At 70.3% G+C, this 24,300-nt stretch carries 21 protein-coding genes; 7 read left to right on the top strand and 14 right to left on the bottom strand.

The window, feature by feature from the left end; genetic code table 11:
* Positions 1-49: 49 nt before the first annotated feature.
* Genes ACIOGZ_RS02665 through ACIOGZ_RS02685 form a run of 5 tightly spaced genes read left to right on the top strand, consistent with a single transcriptional unit; the run spans position 50 to position 7,100 of the window.
* Positions 50-1,402, top strand: a complete 1,353-nt coding sequence (locus ACIOGZ_RS02665; RefSeq protein ID WP_400473426.1) for a hypothetical protein — start codon at positions 50-52, stop codon at positions 1,400-1,402.
* On the top strand, positions 1,389-1,982 hold the full coding sequence (locus tag ACIOGZ_RS02670) for a hypothetical protein (RefSeq protein ID WP_400473427.1): 594 nt from the start codon (positions 1,389-1,391) through the stop codon (positions 1,980-1,982). Before ACIOGZ_RS02665 ends, ACIOGZ_RS02670 begins: the two co-directional genes overlap by 14 nt.
* Entirely contained in the window at positions 1,979-2,635 is a 657-nt protein-coding gene (locus ACIOGZ_RS02675) for a hypothetical protein (protein WP_400473428.1), read from the top strand. Before ACIOGZ_RS02670 ends, ACIOGZ_RS02675 begins: the two co-directional genes overlap by 4 nt.
* Positions 2,632-5,745 carry a hypothetical protein gene (locus ACIOGZ_RS02680; RefSeq protein WP_400473429.1) on the top strand — a complete coding sequence of 1,038 codons (3,114 nt, stop codon included), beginning with the start codon at positions 2,632-2,634 and terminating at the stop codon, positions 5,743-5,745. The genes ACIOGZ_RS02675 and ACIOGZ_RS02680 overlap by 4 nt, the downstream gene beginning before the upstream one ends.
* The gene (locus ACIOGZ_RS02685; RefSeq protein WP_400473430.1) at positions 5,739-7,100 is read left to right on the top strand and encodes a hypothetical protein; all 1,362 of its coding nucleotides are present in this window, start codon (positions 5,739-5,741) and stop codon (positions 7,098-7,100) included. Before ACIOGZ_RS02680 ends, ACIOGZ_RS02685 begins: the two co-directional genes overlap by 7 nt.
* A gap of 105 nt (positions 7,101-7,205) precedes the next feature.
* Here ACIOGZ_RS02685 and ACIOGZ_RS02690 read toward each other — a convergent pair whose 3' ends face one another.
* The 4 genes from ACIOGZ_RS02690 to ACIOGZ_RS02705 all read right to left on the bottom strand — a co-directional run bounded on the left by ACIOGZ_RS02690 (position 7,206) and on the right by ACIOGZ_RS02705 (position 10,030).
* Positions 7,206-7,649, bottom strand: a complete 444-nt coding sequence (locus tag ACIOGZ_RS02690; RefSeq protein WP_400473431.1) for a hypothetical protein — start codon at positions 7,647-7,649, stop codon at positions 7,206-7,208.
* Between the two features lie 124 nt (positions 7,650-7,773).
* Positions 7,774-9,018, bottom strand: coding sequence for a tyrosine recombinase XerC (gene xerC, locus ACIOGZ_RS02695; RefSeq protein ID WP_400473432.1), 1,245 nt, complete (start codon positions 9,016-9,018; stop codon positions 7,774-7,776).
* Complete coding sequence (locus ACIOGZ_RS02700; protein WP_400473433.1) at positions 9,018-9,296, bottom strand: helix-turn-helix domain-containing protein; 279 nt, start codon at positions 9,294-9,296, stop codon at positions 9,018-9,020. Before ACIOGZ_RS02700 ends, xerC begins: the two co-directional genes overlap by 1 nt.
* Before the next feature lie 167 nt (positions 9,297-9,463).
* On the bottom strand, positions 9,464-10,030 hold the full coding sequence (locus ACIOGZ_RS02705) for an XRE family transcriptional regulator (RefSeq protein WP_400473434.1): 567 nt from the start codon (positions 10,028-10,030) through the stop codon (positions 9,464-9,466).
* Positions 10,031-10,286: 256 nt separating this feature from the next.
* On the opposite strand from ACIOGZ_RS02705, the gene ACIOGZ_RS02710 reads away from it, so the two are divergent.
* Positions 10,287-10,448 carry a hypothetical protein gene (locus ACIOGZ_RS02710; protein WP_256176758.1) on the top strand — a complete coding sequence of 54 codons (162 nt, stop codon included), beginning with the start codon at positions 10,287-10,289 and terminating at the stop codon, positions 10,446-10,448.
* Between the two features lie 98 nt (positions 10,449-10,546).
* Positions 10,547-11,344 carry a class I SAM-dependent methyltransferase gene (locus tag ACIOGZ_RS02715; RefSeq protein ID WP_400473435.1) on the top strand — a complete coding sequence of 266 codons (798 nt, stop codon included), beginning with the start codon at positions 10,547-10,549 and terminating at the stop codon, positions 11,342-11,344.
* On the opposite strand, the gene ACIOGZ_RS02720 is transcribed toward ACIOGZ_RS02715, so the two are convergent.
* The 10 genes from ACIOGZ_RS02720 to ACIOGZ_RS02765 form a co-directional block, all read right to left on the bottom strand.
* Positions 11,325-12,098: a phytanoyl-CoA dioxygenase family protein gene (locus tag ACIOGZ_RS02720; RefSeq protein WP_400984544.1), complete on the bottom strand. Its 774-nt coding sequence runs from the start codon at positions 12,096-12,098 to the stop codon at positions 11,325-11,327. The two genes, ACIOGZ_RS02715 and ACIOGZ_RS02720, sit on opposite strands and share 20 nt — an antisense overlap.
* A 134-nt stretch (positions 12,099-12,232) precedes the next feature.
* Positions 12,233-13,105 carry a hypothetical protein gene (locus ACIOGZ_RS02725; RefSeq protein ID WP_400473437.1) on the bottom strand — a complete coding sequence of 291 codons (873 nt, stop codon included), beginning with the start codon at positions 13,103-13,105 and terminating at the stop codon, positions 12,233-12,235.
* 118 nt (positions 13,106-13,223) lie between these two features.
* Positions 13,224-15,887 carry a hypothetical protein gene (locus tag ACIOGZ_RS02730; RefSeq protein WP_400473438.1) on the bottom strand — a complete coding sequence of 888 codons (2,664 nt, stop codon included), beginning with the start codon at positions 15,885-15,887 and terminating at the stop codon, positions 13,224-13,226.
* A gap of 83 nt (positions 15,888-15,970) precedes the next feature.
* The gene (locus ACIOGZ_RS02735) at positions 15,971-16,789 is read right to left on the bottom strand and encodes a hypothetical protein (RefSeq protein WP_400473439.1); all 819 of its coding nucleotides are present in this window, start codon (positions 16,787-16,789) and stop codon (positions 15,971-15,973) included.
* 146 nt (positions 16,790-16,935) lie between these two features.
* Complete coding sequence (locus tag ACIOGZ_RS02740; RefSeq protein WP_400473440.1) at positions 16,936-17,655, bottom strand: hypothetical protein; 720 nt, start codon at positions 17,653-17,655, stop codon at positions 16,936-16,938.
* A 50-nt stretch (positions 17,656-17,705) separates the two neighbouring features.
* Positions 17,706-18,671: an NUDIX domain-containing protein gene (locus ACIOGZ_RS02745; RefSeq protein WP_400473572.1), complete on the bottom strand. Its 966-nt coding sequence runs from the start codon at positions 18,669-18,671 to the stop codon at positions 17,706-17,708.
* Between the two features lie 86 nt (positions 18,672-18,757).
* The gene (locus ACIOGZ_RS02750; RefSeq protein ID WP_400473441.1) at positions 18,758-19,375 is read right to left on the bottom strand and encodes a 2'-5' RNA ligase family protein; all 618 of its coding nucleotides are present in this window, start codon (positions 19,373-19,375) and stop codon (positions 18,758-18,760) included.
* Between the two features lie 12 nt (positions 19,376-19,387).
* A complete protein-coding gene (locus ACIOGZ_RS02755; RefSeq protein WP_400473442.1) occupies positions 19,388-21,289 on the bottom strand; it encodes an endonuclease/exonuclease/phosphatase family protein in 1,902 nt (633 codons plus the stop codon).
* Positions 21,290-21,401: 112 nt separating this feature from the next.
* Positions 21,402-22,328: an endonuclease/exonuclease/phosphatase family protein gene (locus ACIOGZ_RS02760; protein ID WP_400473443.1), complete on the bottom strand. Its 927-nt coding sequence runs from the start codon at positions 22,326-22,328 to the stop codon at positions 21,402-21,404.
* Between the two features lie 49 nt (positions 22,329-22,377).
* On the bottom strand, positions 22,378-24,294 hold the full coding sequence (locus ACIOGZ_RS02765) for a glycoside hydrolase family 15 protein (protein ID WP_400984550.1): 1,917 nt from the start codon (positions 24,292-24,294) through the stop codon (positions 22,378-22,380).
* Positions 24,295-24,300 lie beyond the last annotated feature (6 nt).

Here is a 24,300-nt window from a genome sequence, read left to right on the forward strand (position 1 = left end):
TGAAAGAGCCCAGAGGGAGCCCTTGTTGCGAACGTGACATAAGCGGACAATGGTGTCGTTCGCGCTGGAAGTTTTGGAAGTGCCGCATGTGAACACAGATCCACCCCCTGGCGAGCCCCAGGGGCCAGGCGACCTGCCGGGCAAGCTCAGCCCGCGGCAGCAGGCCCTGAATGTGCGCGCGTTCAGCGCAGTGGTCGCCAAGTTCAGGGAAGCGCTCCTGGAAGGGCCGGAAGCGCTCGCAGTCGCCCGCGACATCGTCGCCGCCTTCGCGGACAGTGAGGCGTCCGGAGGGCCGACCAAAAGTGACGTCTGGGCCCTGATCGAGGAGAGGCGCTCACCGCAGTACGGTGAGGGCTTCTTCGACGCCCGATGGGCGATCTTCGAGCACTACGGCGCGATCCAGCCCTACCTCGCCAAGAAGCACCAACAGCGCTACGCGCTGCATCCTGCCGTTGGGCCCGCCATCCTGGTCCACGAACGGTTGCGCCGGCACCGGGGGATCGACGAACTGGCGGCGCTGCTCGACGAGACCAGATCCTTGATCAAACAGCGCTCCCGCGACCGGGCCGCCATCGAGGCCGGCATGGCGTACAGCCGGCAGATGCTGAGCCTCTACGCGATTCACCTCGAGCGGCTGGTCGCCGTCGCCGGCATCCGAGAGCTGGCCGAGGAACAGCGGGAACACAACTTCCCGGGCCTGACCGAGAAGGTGGAGTTCCTCAACAAGGAAGTCTCCGATCACTTCCCGAACGATCACGCCCTCGACTACCAGGCAGTAGCCCTGCTGAACGCCGAGCAGCGCTACCAGCGGGCGCTGGCAGCCGCCATCCAGCGGATCGTCGAACAAGGTGGACGCACCCTCGACTTTGCCGTGCTCAGCGCGGAGGAATACCTCGAAGCCGCCCGACACGCCCCGCCGGCCCTCCTCGGTCAGTTCGGTGCCGATCTTGTGGCGGACCCGCCGACCGTGTGGATCGATGCGGGCATGCTGATGAAGGCGGTCGAGGAGTTCGCTCCCTACACCCGGCTCCGGCGCCGCCCGACCATGCCGCAGGTGCCACCGGAGCGCGACCCCGTACAGCGGATCGGCGAGGCCCGGGTCCGCGAACGCAGCCGTCAGGACCACCTGGCCGAACGTGTTCTCGTGGAAGGCGACCGCGCGGACCTCACCGCCGAACTCCAACGATCCCGCTGGCCGGCCGCCGCCCGCCTGCTCGCAGACCTGATCGGGCTCGACGCAGACCCGTACGCGCCGTACCGCCTGGAGATCGGCATCAACCTGATCGTCGACCGCATCGGCTGGGTCACCTACCTCCACCCCGTCTACCTGAACCGGCAGGATGCCAAGGCACCAGAACACCTGCACCGCCGCAGACACGAGGAACACCATGGAAGCGCCTGACACGGCCTGCATCCTCGCCACCGCCCGCGCCCAGGGCCTGGTCGACACCCGCAGCCTGCCGACACAGGCCGTCGAGGCGGCGCAGCGCCGGGCCATCGCGTGCGGTCGGCGCCTCGTGGACTGCGCTGGCCCAGTCCCGCCACCGGCACTTACCTCCGGCCGGCCAGGCGCGATTCGCCAAGTGCGGACCCTGGGATGGTCCGTTCCCCCCGTACCGGAGGAAACGGCCGCCTACCCGGTGAGGCGCCTGAGCCCGACCCAGTCCGTCACCTTCGCCGTGTGCCTCGCGGCAGGATGGCGAGATGTCCGCCAGCCGCCCTACCCCGGCGAGCCGTTCGACCGCGCGCTGATCGTCGACACCCTGGTAGACATCGGCGCCGACTCCAACACGGTCAAGGACACCCTCGACACCGAGCTGCCCCTCCTGCTGCTCATCTACAGCGACGGCACACACCTGCGCCTCGGTCCCGCAGTCGCAGCCCTGCCCGACACCTTCACCGAGGCCGTACGTCGAATGCACGACCACCTGCCCCACCCACCCGAGACGGCCAACCGAGCACCGGACGAGAGCGAACCATGACCGAGACCCTCTCCGACCGGGAGGAGACCCTGGTCCTGGCGGCCGTCGCCGCCCTGGAAACCACCGACGGCCTGGTCCCGGCAGACGCATTCCCCGCCCTCGCCGACGACGCACTGCGAGCCGCCGTCGCCAGCCGCCTGAAGGCCACCGGCCGCACACTCATCGCCCGCGAGCACCGCACCATCGCCGGATACACCAGCGGCTACGACGACACCGTGGCCCGCAAGCTCGCAGCCGACGGGATCGGTCTCCTCCCGGAAGTCGACCGCGCCGTGCTCGCCATCGTCCTGCTGCGCACCGTGGCGATCCCCCGCGCCAGCAGAAAGCACCAGTCCACCTCCTGGCTCAGCGACGGCCCCGGCACTTCCATCACAGAGCTCTACAGGAACGACGATCCCGAGGTCACCTACGCGCTGCTGCGTCCCGCGCTACGACGGCTCAAGGCCCGGCGCCTGCTGCGCACCGGGTACCGCGGGCAGATCCTGCCCGGTCCCGCCCTGCTGCGGCTCACCGACGCGCAGTCGGCCCGTCTGTGGGAGGACCTGGTCCTGGTCACCCTGCCCGACTCCCTGTACGCCGACGTCATCCGACGCCGACGCGAGCGACAGGACACGGCGCCGCAGTCCCGGCCGGCCGAGGAGCTCGAATCATGACCACCCACCCGACCCCCGAAGAACCCACCGGCACCCGAGAGATCGACCTGGGCATCATCGGCGACCGCCAGCTGGTGGCCGTGCAGACCTTCGACATCGCCCGTCACCCCTCGGCTGCCGTCGTCACCGTGCCCGGAAGCTTCGTCGCGGTCACCGGCAAAGGCCCGGAGGACTCCAACGAGAGCGGCAAGACCAGCTGGCTCGCAGCCGTCGCGCTCCTACTCGGCGACCCGGAGTGGCGCATGTACGGAGCAGGCCCGGCATCCGTTGCCCAACTGCTCTTCGAACCCGACACCGCCGGCGTCGCCGCCCAGCGGTACCCGGCAGCCACGTTCGGCTTCATCGCGGGCATGTTCGTCGATCCGAACGACGTCCTGGGCACCGCCCACACCGTATGGATGAGGATCTCCGCCACCGCCCCCTACGTCCAGGTCCGGCACGCCCCCGGGATCCACCTTGCGACCTCCGACGACGACGAGGAACGCCACCAGGCCGCCTCAGCGATCTTCAAGTCACTCCCAGGTCCGCCGCTCGGGGCGATCCAGTACGCCGAACGCCTTTACGGACCGGTCCCGCGCTGTCTCGCCTACCTCACGTCCCGGGGCAAGCGCCGAGGCGGTCCGTCGCTGCTGAAGCTGGAGACCGGGCTGTTCACCCCGGCCGGCATCGGCGCGGCCCTGATCGACCTGACCGGACGGGCCCACCTACTCGAAACCGACGAGAACGTCCGTCGAGACCTCGCAGGCGCCATCGCCCAGCTCGCCGAGCGGACAGCAGAGAACGAGAACGCCCGCGACGAGGAGGAGCAAGCCCTGTACGCAGTTGAACAGCGAGACAAGGCGCGCTCCAACCTGGCCCAGGCCAACGAGTACTGGGAACTGCACTACGCCCGTGGCCTGCTCGACGTCCTCGCCAAACGAGACCAGCTGGAGCAGGGGAAGGAAGATCTCAAGACGCCACTCGACGATGCGAAGCGCGCTGTTGCGCGCGCGACCACCGAGTTGGACGCGGTGCGCGACAGCCAACAGGCCGACGAAGCCCTGCGCGCAGCATCGGAGAAGAGCCAACGGGCTGCCAACCAGCTGGAGGAAGCCCGTACCCGATCGGCGGGTCTGAAGAACGACATCACCCGCACCGAGGAGCGCATCCAGGAGGAAGAACACGAAGCGGCCGGCGCCCACGGCACCCTGGCCGACGCCCGCCCGCTCGCCGACGAAGCACGCCGGAGCACGCTCGCCGCCGAAGTCACACGCACCGCCGCGAACGCCGCCCACGCCGAAGCCGTACGCAACGTCGAGCAGGCCGAACGCGGCCACTACGGCAACGCCGGGCGCGCCGTGCAGATCCTTGATGCCGCCGGCATCGAGGCCGTCGGCCTCCTGGACGGCCTCGACATCCCAGCCGGCCAGCGCGCCCGCTGGGAGGCGCGCCTCGCTCTCTACCGCGACGCGGTCTGCATCGACGCCGGCCAGGCCGACCAGGCCACCGAAGCACTGGCCGATCTGCCCGGCGCGGTCCTGGTCCTTCGCCAACACGGCCGATCAGCACGCTCCCCAGCGTTCGCGCCTTCCGCCCTGCGGCCCTTCCTCCACGCTCTGGCCGAACGACTCCAGACCACGACGGACCCCATCGCCGCGCTCGACGACGAGCTCGGCCTGCGGGTCCTGGGCGGGTTCCCGCAACCCATCACCGGCCGAGACGCCCTGCTCGAACGCCTGCGCCACGTGGCCGACGAGACCGCAGCGGCCCTGGGGACAGCCGAGCAGACCGTGGAACGGGCCCACACCACCCAGGCCGACGCCGAGCTGCTCGTCAGCCGCCTCGAACACGCCGAGCGAGCCGCCACGCTGCGCGAAGCTCGCCAAACGATCGAGGGCGCGCTCGCCCAGGCCGAAGCCCAGCTGCAGAACCTGCTGGAGGCCGCGGAATCGGCCGAGCAGCACATGCGTGCCGCTCTCGTGAAACAACAGACCCTCGTCCTTCAACGCCAGAACGCAGAGCACCAGTTGCGCGACGCGAGGCAACAGCAGGAGGCCGTCACGGCGCAGATGGAGGAGGCCGACCGACAACTCGCCGCTTTGAACACCACGTACTGGCTCGACCGGGCCGGCAGCCGCGAACAGGCCCTCACCGCACTGCGCTGGCCAAGAGACGGCGAGGAACCGGACCCCGACGCACAGCCCCCCGACCGCAGAAGCGAGATCTCACTACGAGACAACGCGGGACGTTACCTCCTGCAAGCCATGGCCGACCTCGGCATCAACTCCATCACCGGCGCCAATGCCCCCACCCCCGCCATCGCGAACGCCATCCACCTGCGCACCAACCAGGCCGGAGACGAAGGCACACGACAGTTCCCGGGCGCCGAAGCATTCGAGGCACCAGCCACAGCGATCCAGGACTGGCTCGACACCCGAGCCGATACCGACCGCGGAACGCGAACCCGCATCACGACCAACCGAGAAGAGCGCGAACTCGGCCTCACCGCCGGCAGGCGGACCGTGGCCGATCTCCAGCAGAGCGTCCACGCCATGCAGGACAGCATTACGCTGCGACTCGACCAAGCTCTCCAGGACATCGAGAACGCACTTGACCGCCTCAACCGCGCAGCCGGCCTCTACGGCGCCGAGCTGCGCCGCAGGCTAACACCGCCGGCGTCACTCTCCGATCTGTGGCGCTGCGAGATCACCCCGTGCTGGCGGCGCACTCCCGCGGGCTCCATGCTCCCGTACGACAACATCACCAACGCCGCGCAGGAGAAGCTGTTCTCCATCCACCTCGTCCTCGCTGCGCTCCTCGCCTCACCCCACCCCCGCGGACGGCTCCTCATCCTCGACGAACTCGGTGACGCGCTGGGCTACCACCACCGCCGGGAGGTCCTCTCGGCGATAGCCGGAACCGCCCAGGAGCACGGCATCACCGTCCTGGGGACCTGCCAGGAGACATTGATGGACGACGCCGCGGACTTCTGCGGCGGCATCCTCTACTTCCACTACCCCAGCCACACCGAGGCCCTCAACACCGCCACCCGGATGTTCGGCTACGACGACAACAACGAGCGTGTCGAGATCACCCTCGAAGCCCTCCTGGCAGGACGCACCTGGTGGTGACCGGCACCGCGGACCAGCCCCACCACGGCCCGGTCGTCCACCTGGCCGGAACACCGGCCGGGCTGGCCGCGCGCTTCGTCCAACGCACCAGCCGCCAGGACGACGGAACCCGTCGCATCGTGCGGCCGAGAGGGAAACGGCTGCGGGATACCCACGTCGACCTCCAACCTGCCGTACCACCTGATCCGGCCGCACTCGATCTCCTCCTCTCCACCCGCCGGCAAGGGGACCGCACCTTCATCTTCGGCGCGACAACCCGCACATGGTCCACCGTCAAAGCACGCTTCAGCGACGAAGCCTGGACACTTGCCGTCGAACTCGTCCGGGCTGGCACCGTGACCCTGCGCTGCGAAGTCACCGCCGACCTCACCCTCGGCGCCCCGACCCGATGGCACCTGACCACCGCAGGCCGCGGCCACGCCCGGGTCCACCTGGAGGCCCGCGACGTACAGGCACAACGTCGCGCCCGCGCGCTCCTCCGAGCCCGCGAAGCCATCGCCAACCCTCAGGAACTGCCCGAAGGCATCGTCGAAGACGACCTACGACGGCTCGACGAAGCACTCACCCGCGAACTGGAAAGGCCCTCACCTGCGAACAAGCGGATCGCCCTTCTCGCAGCACTGGCCCACGACCTGGCTCAAGGCACCCGCCACACCGGCACCCGCGCGTTCTCCCTCGCACACACCCGCAACTCCAAGACCTGGGACGACGCGATCCGCGCGCTGCGCGAGACCGGAGTCCCCACCGCCCTGGCTGAGGCGATCGGCCTTCGCGGGCACAGCAGGATAGGCCTCGGTGGACCCATCACTGCGATGCCGGAAGGCCAACGCCGACCCCTGGACAACCTCGGGATCGTCCTCATCCCGGCCGCGACCCCGGACCTCCACCTTCAGCTGGGCAGTCGAACCCTGGTCGTGATCGAGAACCTCCAAGCCGCGGACGCCGTCTACGAGGTGCTCAGGATGCGCCAGGAAGCACCGGGGATCATCTACCACGCCGGAATGCCGAGCTACGACATCCGCCTGCACGTCTCTGAACTCGCCGAGCAGGCGGACACCGTCATCATCGCCCCCGACGCAGACCTCGGCGGAGTCCGGATCGCAACCGCCATCTGGAACTCGCTGACGCCGTCCGCCCGGGAACGAACCGTCATCTGCGACGTCGGGCTGACACCAGGCCATCTGCCACAGGCCCCCTGGACTCCGGACAGTCCTGTCTGGCGGGATCTTCGAGCCATGCTTGACGGCCCTGCTGCGGCGCTGGCTGACGGTTGCCTCCGCCGTGGTTATCCGGTCGAACAGGAAGGCTGCATCACAGAAGCCGTGGTGGCTCTCATGGACGGCGCCTCGTCATGACCCGGGGATGGGAATCGCTGTCGTCAGCTCCGGGGCTCCGGTCCTGCTACTCAACGGCCTGGGCGGCTGGGCACTTTGGCGGTGGCGCGGCCGTTCACTCCTGGCTCATGCATCGTCGGCCGCATCGAATGCCGCTCGGAACTCCTGGGCGGTCACGAACACCGAGCCGCGGGTTGCGTGGGGGGTTCCGGTGGCGATCCTCTTCGAGACCGCCTCGGCGGCATCCCGCGTTTGGGCCATCTTGTAGCGCTCGACGGCCGCTGCGAACTCCTTGGGGACTTCTCGCTGGTCTAGGACGCCGGCCAGCGCCACGGTCGCGCTGACGGAGCCGTATGTCTGCAGCTTCGACCAGCCGAGTTCTCGCGCCGCCTTGCGCATCGCCGACCGGATGAGCGGGAGACCGCCCAAGTCCTCGACCTCACTCGGCAGAAGACGCAGCTCATAGGTCCCTCCGTAGCCGCCCGCGTCGGGCGGGCAGGCACGGCGCAGCAGCGGGATCAGCACGCCGACCAGCTTCTGGTGGCGCGGGTCATTTGCGAGGGATGACATGCGGCTGAGGATAGTTCGGACCTGCGGCCCGATCACCCCGAGCGGAGCCGGAAGGCAACAGCGGGGGTTGGGTTCCACTACTTCGTGGGAACCCAACCCCGCGCCGTTGCCGGTGCTGATGACGTCAGGCCGAGAGGGCGAGCTGGCGGATCTGCTCGATCTCAACCTTCGGGCCGGGGAGGCCGCGGGAGGCGTTGATGTAGGCGGTGAGCTGGGCGCCGGCGCGCTCGATGGAGCGCAGGTCGGGGTGGAGATACCTCTGAGTCGTGGTCAGTTGGCCGTGTCCGGCGATTCGCATGAGGACATGGGGCGGGACGCCAGCGTCGGCGAACCAGGTCAGAGCGGTGTGGCGGAGGTCGTGGCGGCGCAGGTACTCGTAGCCAAGCCGGACGACGACGTCATCCCAATGGGTGGCGTCGCGCAACACCGCGGTGGTGATCCGGCCGCCGAGAGGGCCGGTGAACAGCCTGGCGTCGGAGCGGTTGCCCACCCGGGAGATCCGCCAGGCGATGTTGGGCCGCAGCTCGGGGATGATCGGAACGAGGCGGGAACGCTTGCCCTTGGTGCCCTTGTCGATCAGTCCGCCGGGGGCGGTGGTGGTCTGTCGGCAGACCCGCCAGATCCACTTGTCGGTGTCGATGTCGCCCGCGCGAACGCCGGAGACCTCGCCGATGCGAGCGCCGGTGCCGCCAGCGAAGCGTACGACGTCGCCCCAGCCGTCGTACTGGTTGTACGAAGCGGCCACCAGGGCGTCGGCGAGGCGGTCGAGGGTGTCCCAGTCGCGCAGCGCGAGACCGCGGGGGTCGTGTTCCTCGTCTTCGGCGGTCTTGATCAGCTTCTGCCAGCCGTTCAGGCGGGCGGGGTTGATCTCGATGATGCCGTCGCGGATGGCCTGCTCCATGACCCTGACCCACACCGCGACCGTGTTCTTGAGGGTGGAGACGCCCGCGCCGTCGGCGATCCAAGAGTTGAGGGCGCGGTCGGCGATGCCAGCAGTGATGCCGACGACCTCAAGGTGGCCAACGGTGGGTTTGACGCGGAGGCGCCAGCCTGCCATGTAAGGGGCGTGGGTCTTGAGTTCGAGACCGCGCATCGCCAGGTCCATCACGGAGTCGCCGTACTCCCCGAGCGAGGCGGTGGCGAGATCGACGCTGACGCCTCGGCCAGCCGCCTTCATGATGCGGTCCAGCCAGTCCTGCGCGGAGTCCTCGGTCGGGAACATGGTGGACCGCGAAAGGCGCATGCGACTGTCGGCCGGGTCGGTCCAACGAACCCTGGCACGGTACGGGTTGGGGTTGCCGGCCCGGTACTCGATGTCGGTGCGGAGCTTGACACCGACCGGGGCGTCGATACGCTCGGGCGCCGTCATCAGGCCGCCACCTTCGGAAGCACGAGGCAGCTGGCCAGGTAGTCGGCGAGGTCCTGGTGCCGGTAGCCGATCCGGCCTCCGACCCTGACGTAGGCCGGCCCCGTGCCCTCGCGTCGCCAGCGACGCAGAGTGGCGGGGCTGACCTTGAGTATCGCGGCGGCCTCGTCGGCGGTGTGCAGAAGTGCGGGAGCGTCCGAGGACGAGCAGACGCAGCCTTGGGTGGACGGAAGCGAAGGGGGAAGCGCACTGCGTGCGGCCCGTGTCTGGGCATACGGCATGATGGGGCGAGCCCTCTCTGGTCGATGGCCAAGGGGTGGCTGGGTCTCCGGGACGGGCGGAAGCTGGCAGGCGAAAGCCGTCTCGGAGACCGTCAGGTGTGACGGAGAGCGGGGAGTTCGGGGGGCGCGGCGGCGATCAGCGTCGCGTCCCGAACGGGGAGTTGGATTCAGTCCAGCGCCGGATTGCTGGGGGCGTCGACGAACTCCAGAGCGGCCAGCAGCGGTGGCGGCTGAAGCCCGTCGGCTCGCATCTGCTCTCGGACGGCCTTGAGTCGGGTGCAGTCCTCGTGGGCCATGCGGTCGAGTTCGTCCGCCTGGCGAGCTAGCTGCTCGTAGCGAGCCGACCCGAGGGCCTGGCGTGCCTGGAGGCGACGGCTGTGGGCTTCGCGGGTGGAGATCAGCGCGGTGCGAACATCGACGTCGTGTTCGCGGAAGACCGCGAGTACGGCTCGGGCCGTCCCTGGCGGTGGTGCTTCGCCGAAGTGGTCCTCGCCGGTGACCCATGCGGCTGCCTCCCAGACGGACAGGGTCACCTCGGGCAGGAGGTCGACATCGGCCTGGCCCTCCAGCGGGATGAGCAGTGCTACGAGCGGCAGATCGAGGGCGTGGGCGAGAACCAGGGCTTCCTCCACCTTGAGCGAGTCCCGCTGACCCTTCTCGATCTTGGTGATGGTGTTGGCGGCGATCGGTACCCCTCGTGCCGCGCATGCTGCCGAGAGGTCGCTGGTCGTCATGCCACGCTGGGCTCGGTGCGTCTTGACTGTTTGGGCGATCCGCGCCGTGAGCGCAGCCGGCCACTGCTCCTTGAATTCTGTCACAAGGGAAGAATACATGAGGCATCTTCTTCGTCCAGGGCAGATGTGATAGATGTTTCTCGCACAGAGAACATCGCTTGGGAGGGAAGTTGCCGTGAACGCAGTCCGGACTGCCCGGTCGGGAAAGTACTCGCCGGAAGCTCTCGCTGCCCTCCCGCCGGCGATACCGCTCTCAATGGCCAACGAGCTCCTCTCGCTCGGCCGGACGGTCGGATACCGCATGGTCAGGGAGGGCCGCTACCCGGTCACCGTCGTGGAAGTCGGCGGCAGCTACCGCGTGATCACCGCGGACCTCCTCCACTTCCTGCGCCCGCGTACCTCGCGGAATGCGGCGTAGATTCCAGGAGAAGGGCGCTTCGGCCGTTACTTCGTTCCAAGGGCGGAGCTCGACCGATGTGGCCTGGGCGGCGGTGGCAGGATGACTGCGTGGCGGAGATGAGTAATGAGCCGGCGGAGCTGTTCGACGGCAGCGCGCCGTACTACGCGGCCTACCGGCCAGGCTACGACGAGCGGATGTTCATCCATGTCGCAGAGCGCCTCGGCCTCGACGGGACCGGGTGCGCACTGGACCTGGGCACCGGCACTGGAGCGGTGGCCCTTCCGCTGGCCCGAATGGTGAACTCGGTGATCGCCGTCGATCCGCAGCCGGGCATGCTCGCCGAGGCCCGAGCGCTTGCCGCCGCGGACAGCGTGACCAACATCGAATGGCGCCTGGGCGAGGCGGCACAACTGGCCAGCATGGACCTGCCGCCGCTCCGGGTGGTGACCGTAGGAGCCGCCTTCCACTGGATGGACCGCGCAGCCGTCGCCCAGGACCTGGATGCCCTCATCGACGACGGAGGCGCGATCGTGCTGGCCTCCGGCGGAGCACCGGGCGACATTGCCCCGCCGCCTTGGTCGGACACGATCAGGGAAGTCCGGGTCCGGTACCTCGGCCCGGAGCGCCGGGCCGGGCGCGGTACCTACACCCACCCGGCCGAGCGCCACCAGGACGTGCTGGCCCGTTCCCCGTTCTCCCGGATCGAGACCGCGTACTGGGACCGGACGATCGCCCGAACCGCGGACGAGGTGGCCGGCCTGCAGCTCTCCTACAGCTACAGCAGCCCGCGCCAACTCGGCCCGGACACGAAGGCGTTCCTGAGCGACGTGCGCGAGGCCCTGCTGGCCTTCGACCCGGCGGGCACCTTTGAGCAGACGATCCGCACGGAGGTGATCATCGCCCGTCGTTCGTGACGGAGCCTCCCGTCAGGTCCGGAAGCGCGAACTCCAACAGCGGGTCCGTCACAACCTCGCGCCAGCGTTCGCGGTGGCCGACGGCGCGCAGCCGGAAGTACACGGTCTCGCGGCGTTCGTCGGCGGCGGTACCGAAGTGCCCGCCGATGTTGTGGGCGAGCAGGTAGTGGACGAGGACCAGGCTTCCGGCCGTGCCGGTCACCTGGAGCGGGGTGGGCAGCTCCACGGGCGGGTAGGGCGTCGCGTCGCGCAGCGCGTCCGCGCCGTGGTGGCGCAGCCACGCTGCCGTGCTCAGGTGCGTGCCTGGCCAGACCCAGAGGTTGCCTCGGTCGATCTCGCGCTGGTCAGTGAGTAGGAGGCCGGCCAGGACGGTGAACGTGCCGGGGCGGCCGTCGTCCTCGGTGGGGGTGAGGCCGTCGATGTGAGGAGCACCGGGGTGGTGCAGGTGCGGCGGCAGGGTGAGCGCCAACTGCGCGACCTCCGGGGCAGGCAAGGTGAGGTCGGACCGCAGAAACGCGCGGACGGCGTCCCCGATGCCGCTCTCCTCGTAGAGGGCACGCAGGTCGGCGTGATCGGCGAGGGTCGGCCACAGGAAGTACGGGCCGGTGCGGCCGGGCTCGGGCGGCTGGGCCGCAACGTGCTGCGCGAGCGCCGAACGCCAGCGGTCCACCTGCTCGGCGGTGAGGACATCGGGCACAACGCAGTAGCCGTCACGGTGAAAGCTGCTGACAGCCAAGGGAGTTGTCGTCTCCATGTGGCCATGGAATCGTTAGCCAGCCCGGGCGGGCAACGGAATTTCTGCTGCCCGCCCGGGGTCCAGCGAGACGGGCCCTGCCGGGTCGGGCAGAAGACCTGCCCTCGGCATCCGGCTAATCCTGAGCCCGCCGACTACTTGCCGTTTCGCTTCTTCTTCGGCTGGCGCTTGGGCTGGACCCGCTTGCCGACCGGGCGCGCCGTGGGCGCCTTCGGCTTCTTGACCGTGGCCACGGCGGCCTGCAGAAGGGTCACGAGCTTGGCCTTGAGAGCCTGGGCTTGTTCGGGCGTGGTGGCGTCGGCGGGGGTCTCCAGCAGGTGTGCCTTGAGGAGGGCCAGCATGTCCCACTCCCAGGGACCGCGGTCACGGGGGCCGGGGATCAGCCGGACGTAGTCCTCGTCATACAGGTCTGCGAGCAGGGCGAGCGCGTCCGCGTCGCTGACGTCGTTGACCTGCTCGCGCTCTGGTGTGCCGGTGGCTACGCTCTCCGCGCGGCGTACCTCCTTCAACAGGGCCAGCCGCAGGTTCTGCAGCATCGCTACGCGCCCGCCCGCGCCGCGAGCGATCCACGCCGCCGCTGCCGCGGCGATGACGTAGTCCACGGGGCCGACTTCCTCTCCGCCGGAGAGGTCCATGGGCTCCGTGCCGGGAGGGAAGGTCGCCAGCTTCTGCAGGGCGGCGTCGCGGAACTCGGCAGGCGCGAACGACTCGATCAGGGGCCGAGCGCCTTCCGCCACTGCCTCGTTGAGGAGGGGGCCGTGCTGTTCGATAGCCGTGAAGCCGTTGTTGACGACGCGCAGGGCCTCGGTGACCGCGAACTTGTAGCGGGGCGATGGGTACGGCGTGCGTCCCGGATCGTCGTCCCAGGTGCCGATCCGGTCCACCAGGGCGGCGAACGTGTCCGGCTCCTCGTCGACCAGCGCGATGATGCCGCGCAGCGCCATGCCGCTCATCCGGCCCATCCGCTCAACCAGCGGACGGGGCAGCTGATTCATCAGATCGTTCACCGAGTTTCCCTCCCGTACCCTTCGGCGGCGCCGTGATGTCCGGCCGAGCTCCTGGGAGCCGGCGACTCCGGAGAGCGGCGTCCGGCGGGCCACGTTGGGGCCAACGCCGAAGCTGACCCTATCGCTCCGTCTGGTCGCCAGCCTGGTCGTTCGTGGTGGCAGGTGGGGAGCCGGGCCGACTGTGCCCGTCCGTGTGGCCGGCGAGCTGGCCGGAGCCGATCTCCACCGCGGCGTCGAGACCGTCGAGGTCGACGATGTATGTGGTGGGGGGCACCTCGATCTGCCAGGTCTCGGGGTCCAGCCTCCAGGCGGGGCGCAGGACGAAGCCAGGGCGGCCCTCGTACGGGCCGGCCGTGACGCGGATGCGCTGATGTTCGGTGAAACCGCCCTCCAGGACGGTGTGGACGGCGGCGGCGGCACGAGGGATGCATGCCCTGATGATCGTGTTGGGTCGGCTGCCGCTGCGGCTGCCCTGTATGTCGGGTCGGGAATCGGGCCTGTGGTCGGGGCCGTCGTATGGTTCGGCTGCGAGCGGGCCCTGCGGATGGCTGGCGTTCCGTGTGCGGTTCAGCCGTTCCCACCGCCGGGCGATGGGGTCAGCTTTCCTCTGGTCGGCTGACCTGAAACTGAGGCGTGGGATCACGTCGTGGCCGCTGTCCTGGAGCGTCTGCTCCACCAGGTCGATGACGTGCTGGTCGTTACGGAGGTGGAACAGCACGGTCCACCACGACACATCGTCAACTGGCTGTCGTTCGCGCAGGTGGAGGGCATAAAGCACCATCGCGATGACGTCCCGGACGCTGGCAGCGTCCGCAGCATCGTCCGGCACCTCCTGGTGGGGCGCGGTGAGGGTAGCGGCCCGGCGAACAGCCTCGCGCCACTGCAGCACCCTCTGACGTGCCGCCCACGGGTCAAGGGACGCGGTCGGCGGGTTGGGCTGCACGGCGGTGGTGATGGCGCCCAGGGTGGCCCAGTCGCAGACCGGGTCCGCCATGAGGTCAGCCAACCGGTACACCTCCGGCGCACCGGCCGGGCTCAGCTCCAGTCGGTCCTGGAGGTCGTCGAACTCCCCGTCCGTCAACGCCACCCGGACGACGCTGCGTCGGGCCGAGGTTAGCTGGCTGTCGTTGCGGAACGCGCTCCCGCGCAGGCGATCGGAGTCGAGGAAAAGGCTGAGCCCTTCCACGAGGAACGACCAGGCGCGGTCGGTGTTGCCTCCGCCGGCGCGCACGTTGTTGATGACGGTGGGTAGGCGAAGGAACTCGCGAGTTTTCCCTCGTGCTGAGGCGGGGCTGGGGAGGAGGACGACCTCGGTGTCCGTCCACGGCTCCCGCGGGTGGTAAACGACCACGCTCATCAGGCCCGGGTGCGCGAGCACGGTCTCCTCGCTGCGCGACCCGTCCCTGTGCCGGAGGCGTGCGCGCAGGATCCACCAGGAGATCGGCTCACCGGCATGCTCCTGACGGCAGACCCACTCCACCCGGGCCTCCTCCAGCACCGTGCGGGTCGTCAGCTGCTCCTCGTACCAGCCGCCGAACGCGGCAGAGCGGGCGACGAGTAGCGGCACCTGCCGATTGCCGCCGGTCCGTCGGTGTCCTCGGCCGATCCGGCTCAGCGCGGCCTCGACCGCCTCGGCGATCGTGGGCGCGACGGCGACGCGGTGGGTTCCGGCCCAGGAAGGCGCGCCTTCGGGGGCCGGGGCGTGCCCGGGCGGGGCGAAGAGGGTCAGGCGCGCAGCGTGGTGGAGGGCGTCGGCCGACTGGCCGAGCGTGAGCTGAGGCGGGGAGGAATGGTCGGTGGGCGCGAGGGCGATGATCTCGTCGGCCCAGGCGGCGGCTTCCTCGACCCACTGCTGTTCCTTGGGGCCCGGCGCCTGGCCGTTGCGCGGCTGGGACAGGAGGACGACCATCCGCCCGTAGCCCTGCCACTGCCGAAGGTGCTCCACGGCGCTGTCGTGCCAGTCCGGCGACGGGCCGGCAGCGGCCAGCAGCACCGAGGCAGCCCACTCGGTGGGCAGCGGCTCGCCCGCGTAGACGACGACGAACCCACGGTCCCACTCGGGCAGCCTCTCGAGGTTGCCGGGGGCGATGTCGGCACTCTCGTGTCGATCGTCGAAGTCGATCCGGTAGACGGCGGGTGTGTCGGTGCAGGTGCGCTGCTCGTCGTCGGTGCCCCACGCGACGGCGCGGAGGCGGCCAGTTCGTCCAGCGTGGACGCCGCCAGTGACCGTGACGTGAGCCCGTAGGCTCAACGCTCCGCTGGCCGGCAGGAGAAGCTGGTCGACTTGTGTCGTCAGCTCGCGTACGGCGTACTCGAAGACGGTCATCCCGCTTGACTGGTACCGGCCGTACACGTCGTCGGTGATCATGTCAGACGGCAGGGTGTCCTCCAGCGGCACGCCGTGCTGGGCGTTCAGCGCGTGCCAGAGCCTCCAGATTGCCCCTTCCACGGGTGGCGGGCCGGTGAACGGGCCGTAGTCCTGAACGCGTTCGGCCAGCCGCGCCTGCGTCAGGTCGGCCAGGCCCTTTTCGACCGGCCTGATCCAATCCTCCTCGCGTGCCGGGCCGGGCAGAAGATCGTGCAGTTCTTGATGCAGGCGTTGTGGATTGGCCAGGCGGTAGCGCACGGACCGGAGCGGGACTTGGTCAGCGTTGCAGCTGTCCTGAGCCGTGACCAGGTAGTAGATCAGGGCGAGGACGTCTCGGACGTTGTGATCAAACCGCTGGAACCCGCGGGCCGTGGCCCGGGCATCGTTCCACCGCCGCCCGCTATCGCTGACCATGCGCCAATCCTAGGCGGTGGGCCCCTGGGGCCCACCGAACACCTCATGCGGCCGGGCGGTTGCGGTAGGCCATGATGTTGGCGTCAGTAATCGACGTTGCCTGTGGCGCCCGCGGTCAGTACGACGTGGACGCTGCCGAGCGCCCCTCGGGCGTCCTCCAGGACGGGCGGCATGCCGGACCACGTCTTCCCGGGCTCCAGGTCGTCCACGGTCAGAAGGGTGGCCGGCCGCAGTGCGGCGGCGCAGTCCGACAGGAACTGCCCGAGACGGCCACGGGTCGTTCTGCCGTGCTCCTCCAGCGCCTGGAGGTTTTCGTGAACCCACTTGAGGTGGTCCTCGTCGACGCGCTTCTGCCTCGCCAGGGCCTCAAGCGCCTCGGGGCTCCAGTACGCCCGGTAGCCGGCCTGCGTCAGCAGATCGGAGGCCACGGAGCACTCACGGTCGCTGAACTGCCACTCGCGACGGTTGAGGGCGTGAGACGCCTCGGCGACATGCGGGTGGACGGCCTGCTGGAGTGGCGTGGGCGGCGTGGCGTCGTGGTCGGCCCGCATCCGCCACAACGGCATACCGGGACCTGGATCCGATGCGCGGGCCAGGCGCACGAGCCTCCGCAGTAGGTCCTCGGGTGAGAGGCCGGGCAGCCGGGGTGTCCAGGAGTGAGCGCACACGCAGGTCAGCCGGGCGGGACTGCCCCAGACCCCGGAGACGGTCAGGCCGCGGTCGGCCATGCAGAGCGGGCAACAGACGTCGAGCTCGGGTGTCCCGTCCGGCAGCGGCGGGGTGCTGAGCCAGAACACCCCGCCGAACCGGTTGCCGTAGTCCGCGCGACGGTGGCAGATCTCCAACGTTAGCTGGCCGGCCCCGTCGTGGCCGATGTGGCTCGTGGTGAAGTTCCAGGTCACGCCGTCCTACCTTTGGCTCGATCGGATAAGGCCACCGTGCTTCGGGGCTGTCCGCCGTGGTGCGAGGGTAGCTGACGGAGAGTCGGACGTCTGGCCGTTGCGGCCTGCAAACTGGGGTGGTGGCGGGAGGGCGGTGCCGGTGCCCATCACGCCGGAGCTTGGGGGCGGACCGGGGCGTGAGCGGCGACGGCATCCAGCAGGATGTGCAACGGCTGGTTGCCGCCCGCGAGGTGCGGTGCTTGTTCAGCGAGGAGGCGGTCCAGCTGCTCGCTATGGAAGCGGATGGCCGAGCTGATGCCCGCTCGGGTGTAGGGGACGGGGGCTGCGGCCAGGCGCTCCGCCCAGGTGTCCCAGACGGTGCCACCGTGGCGGTGGTGGGTCGTCCCGCTCTGGCGGTCACGCAAGATCATCGCTGCGACGAGTAGGTGACGTGCGAGCTGGAGGGCGAGGTGGGAGCCGATCAGAACGTCACCTCGGGCGGTCTTGACGGCGGCGAGGACCGCGTCGAAGCGGAACGCTTCGAGCAGCTCCGCCAGCGGATCCGCCGCCGGGGCAGTCGCACCTGGATCACGGGAGTTGCTGTTGGCGAGGACGGTGACGTCGATGCGGCGCAGGTCGACGAGCACCAGGCGCAGCCCGTAGCCGTTGGCGGTGGCCTCTCGGCTGGCAGTGAAGAGCGGCCCGAGCTGGGACAGCGCCGAGCTGGCGAACTCCTCGGCCACCTGGGCGGGGTGGTGGTCCGCGGTCAGGACCAGGTCGAGGTCGGACCACAGATCCATATCGCCGCCGTCCGCGCCGGCCGAGCCGTGGACCCGCAGGTCGCGGATGCGCGGATCGCGGGCGGTGATCTTCCTGAGCGTCTTCACGGTCGACTGCTGCCAGCCCGGCTCGGGCAACCCGTGGTGCGATGTCCCGATCACAGCAGCTGCACCGGGGGCAACTGGGGTTGGGCGAGCAGGATCGCGGCGAGACTGCCTGCTTCCCGTATCCCGCCGGCGAGGGCCAGCCGCACCGCCTCTGCGGCGGGCACCCAGCGCATCGTCATCCCCGCCTCGGTGGGCTCCCGGTTGACCTGTCCTCGGGCGAGGTCGGTGGCGAGCAGAAGGTGGGTGGTGGTGCGGGCCGCGCCCGGCAGCGGGTCGATGCGGCCGAGCACCTCCAGCCGTCCGGCCCGCCACCCGGTCTCCTGTTCCAGCTCGCGCCCGGCCGCCACCAGCACGCCCTCGCCCTTCTCGACGCCACCGCCGGGGAGGTGGAGGACCGGGTGGGCGGGTTGCAGATAGAAGTGATCCTCCAGCAGGGCGACGTCACCGCTCGCGTTGAGCGCCACGACGCGCACGGTGTCGGCCACCTCGATGTACTCGTACGTGCCCTCGTGCCCGTCAGGCCGACGGACGTCGTCGCGCCGCATGGTCAGGTACGGGCCCTGGTGGATGACCCGGCTGTTCAGCGTCGCCCAGCCCTTGGGTGAGGGGCCCGCCGGGTTGGCGCGGGAGAAGGCGTCGAGCGCCAGCCACGCCTTCTCCAGCGCCGGGCGGGCGTCGTCGAAGGCGGTGACGAGGTCGGCGTACAGCGGCCACCGCCGTTCGCCCGAACCAATGGCGGGCGCCTCGCTCTGGCCGCGCCACTGCTCAAGCGCGGTGCGCAGGGCCAGCACCGGGCGAAGGCCGTCGCGGGCCTGGCCGACGGTGACGGCGACGCTGGCCGGTAGTGCGCCGGTGGGGATGGCGGCCAGCGCCGTGTCGAGGGCGCTCGCATCGTGGACGAGCTGGCCCGGGGTGTCGGCCGCCGGTGTCAGGGGCGCCAGTGGTGGGCGGGTGGTGAGTTCCACGCAGGCGTCCCAGGCCCGCCGCCTGGCCTCGTCGTCGCTGTCCACGGGCATGATCTCCACAGACTCCCTCCGTCTCGTCGCTCGCTTCCCGGCACGCTACCGGTGCCCCACGCGGCTTCGCGGGGCACCGGTAGCGCTCACACGCTGCCGTGGAGCGGAAGTTCGGCCACCGGCTCCCAACGGTAGAAGCCCGCATCCGGGTCCTGGATCTGCATCACCAGGTGCACGGTATCGACGGTGATGGTGACCCGCTCGGGTCGCAGCTGCCGCAAGGCCCGGTTCAGGAGGTAGTCATCCGCTTGGCCGGCGTCGGCCTTGGCGTAGGCGATTGCGGTGTGCGGCCAGAACCTCTTCTCCTCCGGGCGCAGTTCGAGGCCCTTCACCCGGTCGGCCGCCGCCCGCACCTTCCGGTTGAGCGCGGCCATCGGCTCCTCCGGATACGGGGCGACGGTGACCGCGGTGACGCCCGGCCACGTCGGACCGAGCTGGACCTCGAACGGCACCACGTCGGCGAGTTCCGCGCGGGCCTCCTCCTCCAGCCGCTTCACCTGCTCAGGGCCGGCCGGGTGGTGGACGCCCTGCACGGTGATGTGCAGCCACTGGGCCGGCACCGCCGCCAGGTGCTTGAAGCGGCCGAGGACCTCGGTGTGCTGCCGCGCGTACTCGACGTACTGCGGGTACCGGTCGAGCAGGATCAGGAAGTGCGGGTAGGGGCCGTTCGGCCAAATCCGCTGTACGTCGAAGAAGTTCCTCACAGTGCTCTCCGGTCAGGGCAGGATCTTGGACAGCGCGACGTCTACCACGACCAGCAGGTGGTCGGACGCCGCGAGGGCGGTCGGGCTCCGGTGGACGCGGTAGCCGACCAGCGCCGGGGCCACGGGCCGGGTCGCCAGGGCGAGATCGATCCGGCGCGGCCCCCACGGGTCCGGGTCGCCCTCGCCGTCCTCCCAGTGCCCCACCGTCGGCTCCCACGGCACGCGGAGATGGGCGGCGGCGTCGACCATGAAGCCGCGGCGCAGCAGCATGGCGGTGGGCCGGCGGTCGGCGAGGTTGGTGTCGCCGATCGTCTCGGGGCGGCACTGGTATTCGAGGTCGTCGTGGTCCTGGACGGTGTAGGGCTCGGCGTCGTAGAGCCGTTCCGCACCGTCGATGGTGACGGTGGCGGCGGAGATCGAGTTGAAGTCGCCGAGGACGAGGACGTGCCGGGCGCCGCCGGTGCGGCGGAACGCACCCTTGAGCCGCCGTGCCTCGTCCGCCCGGACGTCCGGTCGGAACGGGTCGCCGTGGTAGCTCGCAATCAACAACGGGGCCTGCGCGCCGATGTCGAGCTGGATCGTCGTGCATCCGTGCCAGTAATCCGGTGATCCGTAGGCACGGAACCCTCCGGGCATCGGGGTGACCGTGGCAGGGCTCCACAACACGGCCGTGAACCAGGGACGATGGCTGTTGCGGGCCATCGCGACAGCCCCGGTGCTGCCGTCGGAGCGCACGGTGGTGGCGGTGAGTCCGCACTCGTGGGCCAGGCGCTCGATGACGGCGGCGGCCTGCGTGTCCCAGCGGTGGTGCCGTTTCGCCTCGTCGACGATCCCGTTCTCGTCGGCGTCCTCGGGTGTGTCCTCGTCGACCAGGATCTCCTGCAGACACAGGACATCCGGGGCGACCTCGCGGATCGCGGTGACCCGGGCCTTCCACCCTTCGGTGCCGACGTCGCGGGGATGCAGCTTGTAGGCGTTGAGGTTCGCGATAGTGACCAGATCGGCGGCGTCCGGGGCGTCTGCGGCCTCCTGCTCACTCACCCGCTCGGCGCCGGTGAACGGCCACCAGGCCAACGCCTTGTCGTCGCCGGCCTTGTAGCGGGGCCAGAGCTGCCCGGCGGGGTCGTCGTGCTCGGCACGGTCGATGGCGTCGGCGACCGCCTGTGGCCCGTCCTCCCGGCACGCGCGGGCGAGTTCCTGCCACGAGTACAGCTCGTACTCCTCGATGCCGGCGGAGATGCCGTCGGTGGCGATCACGACCTCGGCCAGGTCGTCGGTCGGCCACGACGCGGTGATCGCGTTGAGGCCCGCCTCTGGCACGGCCTCGGCGATCCAGTACCCGCCGGGGCGGTTGACCACGCTGCTCTGGAAGTCGCGCAGTTCCTTGAGGATGTGGCGGTGGCGCTCGCCGAAGCCGTGACCGGCGCGCAGGAGGTCGCGGTACTCGCGAACCTGCGGCTGGGCGTTCACCAGCACGGCGAGCCGGTCGTCGCGCACCGGGTGCAGCGAGCCGTCGCGGCCGATGGCGACAACGGGGCTGTCGCCGAGGACCACCGCCTCGATCCGCTGCGCGCGCCGTCGCACGATCGCCACGGTGGAGGCCGGGGACGAGCCGGGGAGGAGCGCGTGCTCGTCGGCCACGGTGCCGATCGCGGTGGCGAGTACCTGGCGCAGGTCCATGCCCGGATCCCGGTTCAGGAGCTGGGCGATGGCGGAGCCGAGGGTGTCGGCGTACCAGCCGCCTCGGGGCTGGTCGTCGGTGACGGTGGAGACGCCGTCCAGGACGATGACGGCGTGGTCGGTGGTGATCACCCGGTCCTCGCTGAGGCGACCGTGGCCGGCGAGTTCGCCGATCCGGACGGCGGAGCCGCCCACCAGGGCTGTACGAGGGCTGGTACCTGGTCTGCTCTTCATGAAGAACTCCGTTCTGGTCAGGCAGTGGCGGCGGTCGAGGTGCTCTGGCGGGGCGGTGGGCGGGGCTGCCGCTGCGGGCTGTCTGTCTGTGCTTGGCCGCGCCCCGGGGCGGTCAGTCCGCGGGGGTGACGGTCTCGGCGAGCCGGTAGTCGAAGACCGGCTGGCGCGCGAGGCCGCTCATGAACGCGTCGGTGTCCCAGACCGAGATGGTGAGCGGGTGGTCGGACACCTCGGGCAGCGGGATGACCTCGAACTTCCGCAGCGCCGGCAGCAGAACGCGGGAAGCACGCTGGAAGTCGATGCGCTGGGGATGCCCCTGACGGCGGGCGACCGCGGGGTACTGGCTGGCGGTCGGCGCGAGGGCATCGGCCTGGCCAAGGCGGGCGGCCGCGTGGAGCGCGATGTCGTCGATGCCGACGGCGGTGAGGATACGGTCGGGCTCGGTGTCGCTCTCGCCGCCGCCACGGGTGCGGTGTTCCTGGTGGCTGCGGTCGACGACGTTCGGCCAGTCCGGGAACGGCTGCAGCTCCTGGCCGGAGCGGCTGTAGGAGTTGAAGTCCCCGCCGAGGAGCACGGCCAGGTTGGGCCGGTGCCAGGTGGTGATGCTGCGGGCCTCCATCTGGCGGCGTTCGGGCGAGCGCGGGCTCAGGTGCACCGAGGCGAGTTGGAGCGGCACGCCGCTCTCGCCGTGCTTCACGGACACGACGCACGGCGGGAGCCACCACTCCTTCTCCTGCGGCCAGACGCCGGTCACCCGGAAGGTGTCTTCCCGGACGAACAGCCCCGGGGGGTTGTACGACTCCGCCGGTGAGGCGGGGGCGAGGAAACCACGCATGCCGAGCAGCCGCTCGGCCTCGTACAGCAGCCGTCCGCCGTCGGCGCCGGAGTGGCTCATCTCCTGCCGGAAGAGGACGTCGAAGGGGTACTTCGCGAGCACCTCGTGGGCCGCCCACCACTTGTCGAAGTGGCCTCCTCCCCTGGGGTTCTTGGTGATGCCGTCGTGTTCGAGGTTGAAACTGCCGATCGTGACCGTGCCCATGGACGCTCCTCTCACCGCGGGGTGGACTTGGGGTGGTAGCGCAGAACCGTCAGAGTCGTACGCCCGCCAGGGCGCCGACGGGGTCGTGACGACGCTGCGCGGGCAGGTGGACGGCGCCGCAGGCGGTCAGCCGCAGTGCGGTGTCGATCAGGGCGAGGTGGCTGAAGGCCTGCGGGAAGTTGCCGACTTGGCGCCCCAGCCGTGGATCCCACTCCTCGGCGAGCAGGCCGAGGTCGTTGCGCAGCGCGAGCAGCCGGTCGAACAGTTCGCGCGCCTCCTGGAGGCGGCCGATCATGGCGAGGCCGTCGGCCAGCCAGAACGAGCAGGCCAGGAAAGCGCCCTCGTGGCCGGACAGCCCATCCACGTTCGCGACGTGGTCCCCGGACCGGTCGTCGTGGGTGGGGTAGCGCAGCACGAAGCCGTCCTCGGTGGACAGTTCACGCTGGATCGCCTCGACGGTGGCGATGACGCGCTTGTCGTCGGCGGGAAGGAACCCGACGGCGGGGATGAGCAGCAGCGAGGCGTCCAGTTCCCGGCTGCCGTAGTACTGGGTGAACACGCCGCGCTCAGGGTCGACGCCGTGGGCGCAGACGTCGGTGTGGATCTCCTCGCGCATCGCGCGCAGGCGTGCCACGGCCCGGCCGGTGCCGGGGCGCCGGGCGAGGAGGGTGGCGGCCCGGTCGAAGAACACCCAGCTCATGACCTTGGAGTGGGTGAAGTGCCGGCGTGGGCCGCGCACTTCCCAGATCCCCTCGTCGGGCTCGCGCCAGCGCCGCTTCAGCTGGTCGGCGAGTGCGAGCAGCAGTTCGTCGGCGTCCCGGTCGCGGGGCAGGCCGGCGTCGTCGGCCAGCAGCAGGGCGTCCGCCAGTTCGCCGTAGACGTCGAGTTGCAACTGGCCGGCGGCGCCGTTGCCGATCCGCACCGGCCGGGAGCTCTCGTAGCCGGGCAGGTGGTGCAGGACCTCCTCGTCGGTGTCCGTCGTGCCGGAGAGCCGGTAGAGCGCCCGCAGGTTGGAGGGGTCCAGGCAACTGGTGAGCCAGTCCCTCCACGCCCCGGCCTCCTGGACGAAGCCCAGCCGCAGCAGGGAGGAGACGGCGAGCGCGGAGTCACGCGGCCAGGTGAAGCGGTAGTCCCAGTTCCGCTCGCCACCGATCTGTTCGGGCAGGGAGGTGGTGGGGGCGGCGATGATCCCGCCGTGCATGTGGCACATGGCCTTGAGGGTGATGGCGGAGCGCACCACGGCCTCGCGGTCCGGCCCGGTGTAGGTGCAGCCGGAGGACCACGCGAGCCAGAACGCGAGGGTGTGGCCGAGGGCGCGGTGGGCGTCGGGCACGGTGGGCGCGGGGTGGCGGGCCTCCTGCCAGGTGAGGACGAGGGCGACGCGCTGCCCGGCGGCGACCGGGAAGTCCGCGCGGCAGGTGCCGTGACGCCCGGGGCTGTGCCGCGGGCCGCCCTGCAGCCAAAACGCGTCGGTACCGCTGATGGCGCCGATGGCATGGGGGTGGGCTTGACCGTGTCGCTCGGCGCGCCGGATGGCCGGCTGGTGAGCCCCGTATCCGGGGCGAGGGCGGAACTCGGAGGCGACGCGGACCTCCCCGGACAGACCCTCGATGATGCGGATGACCTCGGCGGGCGCGTGGTCGGTGTCGTCGGGCGCGGGCATGAAGTCGATGACCCGGATGGATCCCTCAGGGGTATCCCATTCCTGTTCCAGGACGAGGGAGTCGCCCCGGTACCGGCGCCGGGTGCTCGCCGCAGGCGGCGCGCCGTCGTACCCGGCGGGGCCGACGCGCCAGAAGCCGTGCTCCTCACTGCCGAGCAACGCGGCGAACACCGCTGGCGAGTCGAACCGGGGCAGGCACAGCCAGTTGAGCGACCCGTCACGGGTCACCAGCGCCGCGCTGCGCGTGTTGCCGATCAGGGCGTGGTCCTCGATCAGCGGGGCCGGCATGGAGACGGAGAGCATCAGGCT

It is taken from the genome of Kitasatospora sp. NPDC088160 (genome assembly GCF_044741445.1).
Lineage (GTDB): Bacteria > Actinomycetota > Actinomycetes > Streptomycetales > Streptomycetaceae > Kitasatospora.